Raw genomic sequence first — 6,811 nt, 5'->3', positions numbered from 1 at the left:
CCTCGTGGCCTTCGGGGGCGCTGGCCCGCTTCATGCCTGCGACCTTGCCGCCGCCCTGTCGATGCCCCGCGTGCTCGTCCCGCGCTATCCCGGCCTCCTCTCGGCCATCGGCATGGCCCTCGCCGACATCACCCGCGACGTGTCGACGCCCCTTATCGCCACCTTAACGCCCGCTGAGGCCACGCAGATCGAGGCGCGGATTGCCTCCGCCGTGAGCGGCCTGGCCCGCCGCCTGCGGGCAGACCTTGGCGCCGGCGCCGAAGTCGAGCCGGCCGTTGACCTTCGCTACACCGGTCAGGGTTACGAACTCACCGTCCCCTGGCCGGGCGCGCTCGCGGGAGCAGTCCAAGCGTTCCACGAGGCGCATCGCCGCTGCTACGGCCACGCCGACGTTTCGCGCACGGTCGAGCTGACCCTCGTGCGCGCCCGCGGGCGGCTGAGACGGGACGTCCCGCCCGTCGCTGGCGTGCCCGAGGGCGGACCGGACGCCGCTGCGGCCTTCGAGGGCCGCCGGCCGGTCCTCTTCGGGTCCGCCGAGGTCAGCGCGGCCGTCTACGCGCGCGACCGCCTCCTTGCCGGCAACGTCCTGCACGGCCCCGCCGTCATCGAGCAGATGGACAGCACCACCCTCGTGCCGCCCGGCTGGACCGGCAGGGTGGACGTCGCAGGCAACCTCATACTGGAAAGCGAGACCCATGCCTGACCTCATCGTCATCTACGGCCCACCGCTCGCAGGCAAGACGACCATCGCTCACGCTCTCGGCCGGGCCATGAGCCGCCCGACAGCCGTCGTGAGCACCGATTACTTGCTGAACGAGGCCATCGCCCGGCCGGACCCCGACCGCCACGCCGAGCTCGAGCTGGTACACCAGCAGCTCCGCCTCCTCGTCGCGAACTACCTGAAGTTCCACTACAACTGCATCGTCGAAGGTCCCTTCATGTTCGAGAGCGATGGCCGTCTCGTGAGCTACGAGGCGGCCATCGACCAGCTTCTCGCGCTCATGCGCATGATGACCCTGCGCAAGATGATCGTCCGGCTCTCGGCGCCCGAGGAAGCGCTGGCGAGCCGCGCCGCTGCCACGGGCCGCCTGGACGACCTCGACCTCGCCCGCCGGGTCCAGGGCTCCTACCGGCAGCGCGAAGGCCCCGAGGTCCTCGAGTTCAACACCGGCGCCCACTCGGCGGCCGAGGTCGTCGAAGCCGTCCTGCAACGACTGCCCGGAATGCCCCGTGGCCAGGCCTGACGCCGCCGCCCTCTCCATCTTCGACTCGGTCCTCGCGTCCGTCGCGGAGGAAATGGGGGCCACCCTCGGCCGCTCCGCGCTCTCGCCCAACATCCGCGAGCGCCGCGACTTCTCCTGCGCCGTCTTCGACCCGACCGGCAACCTGATCGCCCAGGCGGCCCACATCCCGGTGCACCTCGGCGCGATGCCTGAGTCCGTGGCGGCCGTGCGTTCGCTTGCGCCTTTTGCCCCGGGGGACCTCGCCCTGCTGAACGACCCTTATCTCGGCGGCACTCACCTGCCGGACGTGACAATGGTCTCGCCCGTCTTCGAGCGCTCCTCGGCCCGCCCGGGACGCCTCCTCGGCTTCGTCGCCTCCCGCGCCCACCAGGCCGATATCGGTGGCATGGCCCCCGGCTCGATGCCCCTCGCCAGGGAGCTAGTGCAGGAGGGCCTCATCATCCCGCCCCTCAAGCTCATGCGGCGCGGCGTGCTGAACCAGGAAGCGCTCGCCCTCATCCTTCGAAACGTGCGTACGCCGGACGAGCGCCGCGGCGACCTCGACGCCCAGATGGCCGCCCATCGCGTTGGCGAGCGCCGCCTCCAGGAGATCGCCGCCAAGTATGGCCCCGGCGTCCTCCGCGCGCGCATGCGCGACCTCTTGGACTACGCCGAGCGCCTCACCCGCGCTGCCCTCGCCCGCATCCCTCCCGGCACCTACCGCTTCCGCGACGCTCTCGACAACGACGGGATCTCCCGTGGCGTCGTCCCAATCCAGGTCGCCCTCGTGGCGGGGCAGGGCGAGCTCGTCGTCGACTTCACCGGTTCGGCAGCCGAGCGCCACTCGTCTGTGAACGCGGTCGCGGCTGTCACCCGCTCCGCCGTCTATTACGTCGTCCGCTGTCTCCTCGGCGAAAACGCGCCTATGAACGCAGGCTGCTTCCGGCCCGTGACTGTCATCCTCCCGGAGAGCAGCGTCGTCAATGCCAGCCCCGGCCGTGCCGTGTCGGCCGGCAACGTGGAGACCTCCCAGCGCATCGTCGACGCCGTCCTCGGAGCCCTCGGCCGCGCGCTGCCGGACATCGTGCCAGCGGCGAGCAGCGGCACGATGAACAACATCGCCGTGGGCGGCTTCGACTCCTTGCGCCGGAGGCCCTTCGCCTACTACGAGACGCTGGCCGGCGGCGCCGGCGGCGGCCCGAAGGCCCCTGGCCTGGACGCCGTCCATACCCATATGACGAACACCCTCAATACACCCGTCGAATCCCTGGAGATGACATACCCCTTCCGCGTCCTGGAATACTCCCTGCGCGAAGGAAGCGGCGGCGCCGGCCTCCACCGCGGCGGTGATGGCCTCATCCGGGCCTACGAGTTCCTGACCGAGACCGACGTGACCCTCATGACGGACCGCCGCCGGACCCGGCCGTGGGGCGCCCGCGGCGGCCGGCCCGGCGCCGCCGGCCGCAACAGCCTCGTGCGAGACGGCAAAGAGCGTCGCCTGCCCGGCAAGACGCAATTCCGCGCCAGTCCGGGCGACGTGCTTCGGGTCCAGACGCCGGGCGGCGGCGGTTGGGGCAAAGCGGGCAGGGGCCGGTAGTAGCGCCGCCCGCCACGTGTGTAGAATGAAGCGAACCCGCAAATCCCCTGCTCGAGGGTCGAAACCATGCCGGACAAGCTGGAGCGCGAGATCAACGAGATCCTGCGAAAGCTGGACGACTTCATCCCCGAGTCCGGTAAGCCGCGCAGGCAGCCGCGCCGGGTCACCTCCGGCCTCACCAACGCCCAGAGTTGGCTCGCCCGCCGCATCGCCTCGATATCCCTGAACCAGATCATGCTCTGGTCCCTCCTCATCTTCTTCGCGGCCTTCCTCTTCAGAGGAATCCCTGGCTCTTCCTGGGTCATGATCGGGGCACTGATTGTCCTCGCCACGGCCTTCGTCCTTTCCCTGCGGGCTCCAGGTGGGCGGCCGGGGCCGGAGAAGCGCTGGCGGGGCGAAATCGTCAGCTACTCGACTTCGCGCGGCTGGCCTGACCGCCTCAAGGCCTGGTTGAAAGGCCGGAGAAAGGCCTGAGTCCACAAGTTCGCGTACCGTATATAGAGGAGTTCTCCTGCGCGCCCGTCCAGGGACAAAACGGGAGCCTTCGTAGGGAATAGGGTGGTGGAGGAGGACCTCTTGCCTGGACGTGCGTGGCGGCTGCTTGCCGCCCTCTTCGTTTCGCTGTCGCTATTCGTGGCCGCCTGCGGCGGCGGCAGCTCGACCCCCGTCGCGCCTACAGTCGCGGACCCCACCGCCGCCCTCGAACCTACGCCATCGCCGTCACCGGCGCCGGCCGTCCGGGATGTCAGGCCGGACGGCGAGCGCATCCTCGGCTACGTCCGCAAGCTCGCCGACGAGATCGGTCCGCGTCCGGCAGGCACGCCCGCGGAGCGCCAGGCCGTCGACTACCTCGTAGGCCTCCTGCGCTCCTTCGGCTACGATGTCTCCATCCAGGACTTCACCGTGACGAACGAGTCCGGCCGCGAGGCGAAGGTCGAGCTCACATCGCCCGCGGGAGGCCCGCCCTCGCTCACTGCTTTGCCTCTCGCCCGCTCCGCCTCCGGCAGCGTCAGCGGCCGCCTCGTCCCCTCTGGTCTCGGCCGTCCCTCCGAGTTTCCGGCCTCGGTTTCTGGAAACATAGCCCTGATTGAGCGAGGCGAGCTGACCTTCCAGGAGAAGGTCATCAACGCCATGGGCGCCGGGGCCAGGGGCGTCATCATCTTCAACAACCAGCCCGGGACTTTCCTCGGCTCGCTGAGCCAGGAGTCCCGCATACCGGCCGCGTCCATCTCCCAGGAGGACGGCCAGAGCCTGCTCCGCGCCGCCGGTAGCGGCGCCGTCGAGGCGCGGGTCACCATTGGCCCGGCCGGCACCGCCGTCGCCCACAACGTGATCGCGAAGCCGCCCGGGAAGGACTGCGAGACCGTGACCGGCGGCCACTTCGACAGCGTGCCGCAGGCGCCCGGCGCCAGCGACAACGCCACCGGCACGGCGACGGTCATCGAGGTCGCCGGGGTTCTCGCCCAGTCTGGGCAGATGGGCGCTCACTGCTTCGTCCTGTGGGGCGCGGAGGAGATCGGTCTCGTCGGGAGCGCTGCCTACGTTGCCAGCCTGCGCCCCGAGCAGCGTGCCCGCCTGAAGGCCGTCCTCAACCTGGATATGGTAGGCGTGGGCAACGACACCTGGCTCCTCATCGGAAGCCCTGACCTCCAGGCGCGAGGTCAGACCATCGCCGACCAGCTAGGCATAGGCGCCAGGCGCGGCAGCCTGACCAACGCCAGCAGCGACCATGCAAGCTTCATCTCCGCCGGCATACCCGCCCTGATGTTGCACCGCTGGGAGGACCCGCTGCTGCACACACCCCAGGACGTGTCCTCTCGCGTCCAACCGCGACTCCTGGAGGAAGCCGCGCGCTTCAGCATCGCCTTCCTGCAGTCCTTCGCCGCGGGCGGCGGCTAAGTTGCCGCGCGCGGAGCCGCTGGCTACCATCCCTTCGATGCTCAAGCGACTGGCGGGCCTGGCCCTGACGGCGCTGGCTGCCGGCCTCACGGCCGCCGCCTGCATCTTCGGCGGCGGCGAAAACCCCATCTCGGTCCAGCGCCCCGGCTCCATCCCGACAGCGACGCCGCCCGCGAAGCTGCCCGAACCCATGCTCGTCGGCGAGACCCAGGCCGGCAGCAGCGGCACGACCAGCGCCGTCACGGGCGAGACCACCTACGTAGTCAGGCCTGGCGACAGCCTCTTCGCCATCGCCGCCCAGTTCAATATCCCTCCCGACCAGCAGGCCGCCTGGGTCGCCGAGGTGCTCCGTCTCAACGGCATCCCGGACTCGACCCTGCTCCAGGCCGGGGTCGAATTGCGCCTCCCACGCGTCGCCGCCACGCCGCGCCCGACCGGCACCGCGGCCGCCACCCGCACCGCCCCGGCGGCGACCGCCGCGCCTCAGACGACCGCCACGGCCAGGCCCACCGTCGCCGGCGGCGGCGGGACATACACCGTGGTCAGCGGCGACAACCCGACGATCATCGCCCAGAAGCTGGGCATCCCTCCATCGCAGGTCGCTGCCTGGGTCGAGCAGCTGGTCGCCCTCAACGGCATAAATCCGAGCGCCCTGCAAGTCGGCCAGGTGCTGCAGCTCCCCCCTATCCCTCCCACCGTCACGCCCACGCCGCCCCAGTGAGCTGAGCGCTTCGCCGTATCTGCGCCGGCGCGGGCCGAGACTCGCGTCCTCATGGGCTGGGACCGATAGCCAGCGCTAGTCTCGCCTTGTTCGCCCGGAGAGAGCGGTGCTAGCATGAGCCTGCCCCGCAGCGCCGGGCCATATCCTTCCTCCAGGGACTTGCGTGGACATCAACGAACGTCTGGAAGACCTCAAAAGGCGTAAGGCCCAGAGCGCGCTCGGCGGCGGAGCGCAGCGTATCGAGGCCCAGCGAGCCCGCGGCAAGCTCACCGCCCGCGAGCGCATCGACCTCCTCGTCGACCCCCGCAGCTTCGAGGAGTTCGACAGCCTCGTCCTGCACAACGCCAGCGACTTCGGCGTCGATAAGCAGCGCTTCTACGGCGACGCCGTCGTCACCGGCTTCGCCCGCATCGATGGCCGCCCGGCCTTTGTCTTCTCCCAGGACTTCACCGTCGTTGGGGGCAGTGTCTCCGAAGTGGCGGCCCAGAAGATCTGCAAGATCATGGACCTCGCCATGAAGACCGGCGTCCCCATCATCGGCATCAACGATGGCGGCGGCGCGCGCATCCAGGAGGGCGTCGCCAGCCTCGGCGGCTACGGCGAGATCTTCAAGCGCAACGCAAAGGCCTCCGGAGTCATCCCCCAGATCTCCGTCATCATGGGGCCCACCGCCGGCGGCGCCGTCTACTCCCCAGCGATGACTGACTTCATCTTCATGCTGGAGAAGACCAGCTTCATGTACATCACCGGCCCCGATGTCGTGAAGTCCGTCACCGCCGAGGACGTCGACGACCACGAGCTCGGCGGGGCGCGCATTCACGCCACCCTTTCCGGCGTCGCCCATTTCAGCATGGCGGACGAAGAAGAGTGCCTGAACGAGGTCAAGCGCCTCCTCTCCTTCCTGCCCTTGAACAACATGGATGACCCCCCGCTCGTGGAGACCGGCGACAGCCCCGAGCGCCGCGAAGAGGACCTCCTCTCGGTGCTCCCCGACAACCCCTCGCGGGCTTACGACGTCCGCGACATCATCTGGCGCGTCGTGGACAACGGCGACTTCATGGAAGTGCACGAGCAGTACGCCCAGAACATCGTCGTCGGCTTCGCCCGCATGGGCGGCCATTCCGTCGGCATCGTCGCCAACCAGCCCCTGTTCCTCGCCGGCACGCTCGACATCAACGCCTCCATCAAGGCGGCGCGTTTCGTGCGTTTCTGCGACTGCTTCAACATCCCCATCGTCACCTTCGTCGACGTTTCAGGCTACCTGCCCGGCACCGCCCAGGAGTACGCCGGCATCATCAACCACGGCGCCAAGCTGGTGTTCGCCTACGCCGAGGCCACCGTGCCGAAGATCACCTGCATCCTGCGCAAGGC

General features: G+C 69.5%; 7 protein-coding genes. All 7 read left to right on the top strand.

Going from position 1 to position 6,811, the window contains the following annotated elements; translation table 11 throughout:
* A partial coding sequence (locus VNN10_10050; protein ID HXH22362.1) for a hydantoinase/oxoprolinase family protein occupies positions 1 to 703 on the top strand: 703 nt, incomplete at its 5' end.
* Positions 696 to 1,244, top strand: a complete 549-nt coding sequence (locus VNN10_10045) for an AAA family ATPase (GenBank protein HXH22361.1) — start codon at positions 696 to 698, stop codon at positions 1,242 to 1,244. The genes VNN10_10050 and VNN10_10045, both read left to right, overlap by 8 nt.
* Positions 1,231 to 2,820 carry a hydantoinase B/oxoprolinase family protein gene (locus VNN10_10040; protein ID HXH22360.1) on the top strand — a complete coding sequence of 530 codons (1,590 nt, stop codon included), beginning with the start codon at positions 1,231 to 1,233 and terminating at the stop codon, positions 2,818 to 2,820. Before VNN10_10045 ends, VNN10_10040 begins: the two co-directional genes overlap by 14 nt.
* Positions 2,821 to 2,886: 66 nt before the next feature.
* Positions 2,887 to 3,294 (top strand): hypothetical protein, encoded by a 408-nt coding sequence (locus tag VNN10_10035; protein HXH22359.1) that lies wholly within the window; start codon positions 2,887 to 2,889, stop codon positions 3,292 to 3,294.
* A 102-nt stretch (positions 3,295 to 3,396) separates the two neighbouring features.
* Positions 3,397 to 4,719 (top strand): M28 family peptidase, encoded by a 1,323-nt coding sequence (locus VNN10_10030; protein HXH22358.1) that lies wholly within the window; start codon positions 3,397 to 3,399, stop codon positions 4,717 to 4,719.
* Positions 4,720 to 4,756: 37 nt separating this feature from the next.
* On the top strand, positions 4,757 to 5,440 hold the full coding sequence (locus tag VNN10_10025) for a LysM peptidoglycan-binding domain-containing protein (protein HXH22357.1): 684 nt from the start codon (positions 4,757 to 4,759) through the stop codon (positions 5,438 to 5,440).
* Between the two features lie 163 nt (positions 5,441 to 5,603).
* A partial coding sequence (locus tag VNN10_10020; GenBank protein ID HXH22356.1) for an acyl-CoA carboxylase subunit beta occupies positions 5,604 to 6,811 on the top strand: 1,208 nt, incomplete at its 3' end.

The organism is Dehalococcoidia bacterium, from assembly GCA_035574915.1.
GTDB lineage: Bacteria > Chloroflexota > Dehalococcoidia > DSTF01 > WHTK01 > DATLYJ01.
The sequence above is the reverse complement of the archived record's forward strand: the minus strand, read 5'-3'. Positions and strand labels throughout refer to the sequence as shown.

Excerpts from the sequence above, each read along its gene's own strand:
- VNN10_10035 (HXH22359.1), top strand. The coding sequence starts at position 2,887 with ATGCCGGACAAGCTGGAGCGCGAGATCAACGAGATCCTGCGAAAGCTG.
- VNN10_10045 (HXH22361.1), top strand. The coding sequence starts at position 696 with ATGCCTGACCTCATCGTCATCTACGGCCCACCGCTCGCAGGCAAGACG.
- VNN10_10025 (HXH22357.1), top strand. The coding sequence starts at position 4,757 with ATGCTCAAGCGACTGGCGGGCCTGGCCCTGACGGCGCTGGCTGCCGGC.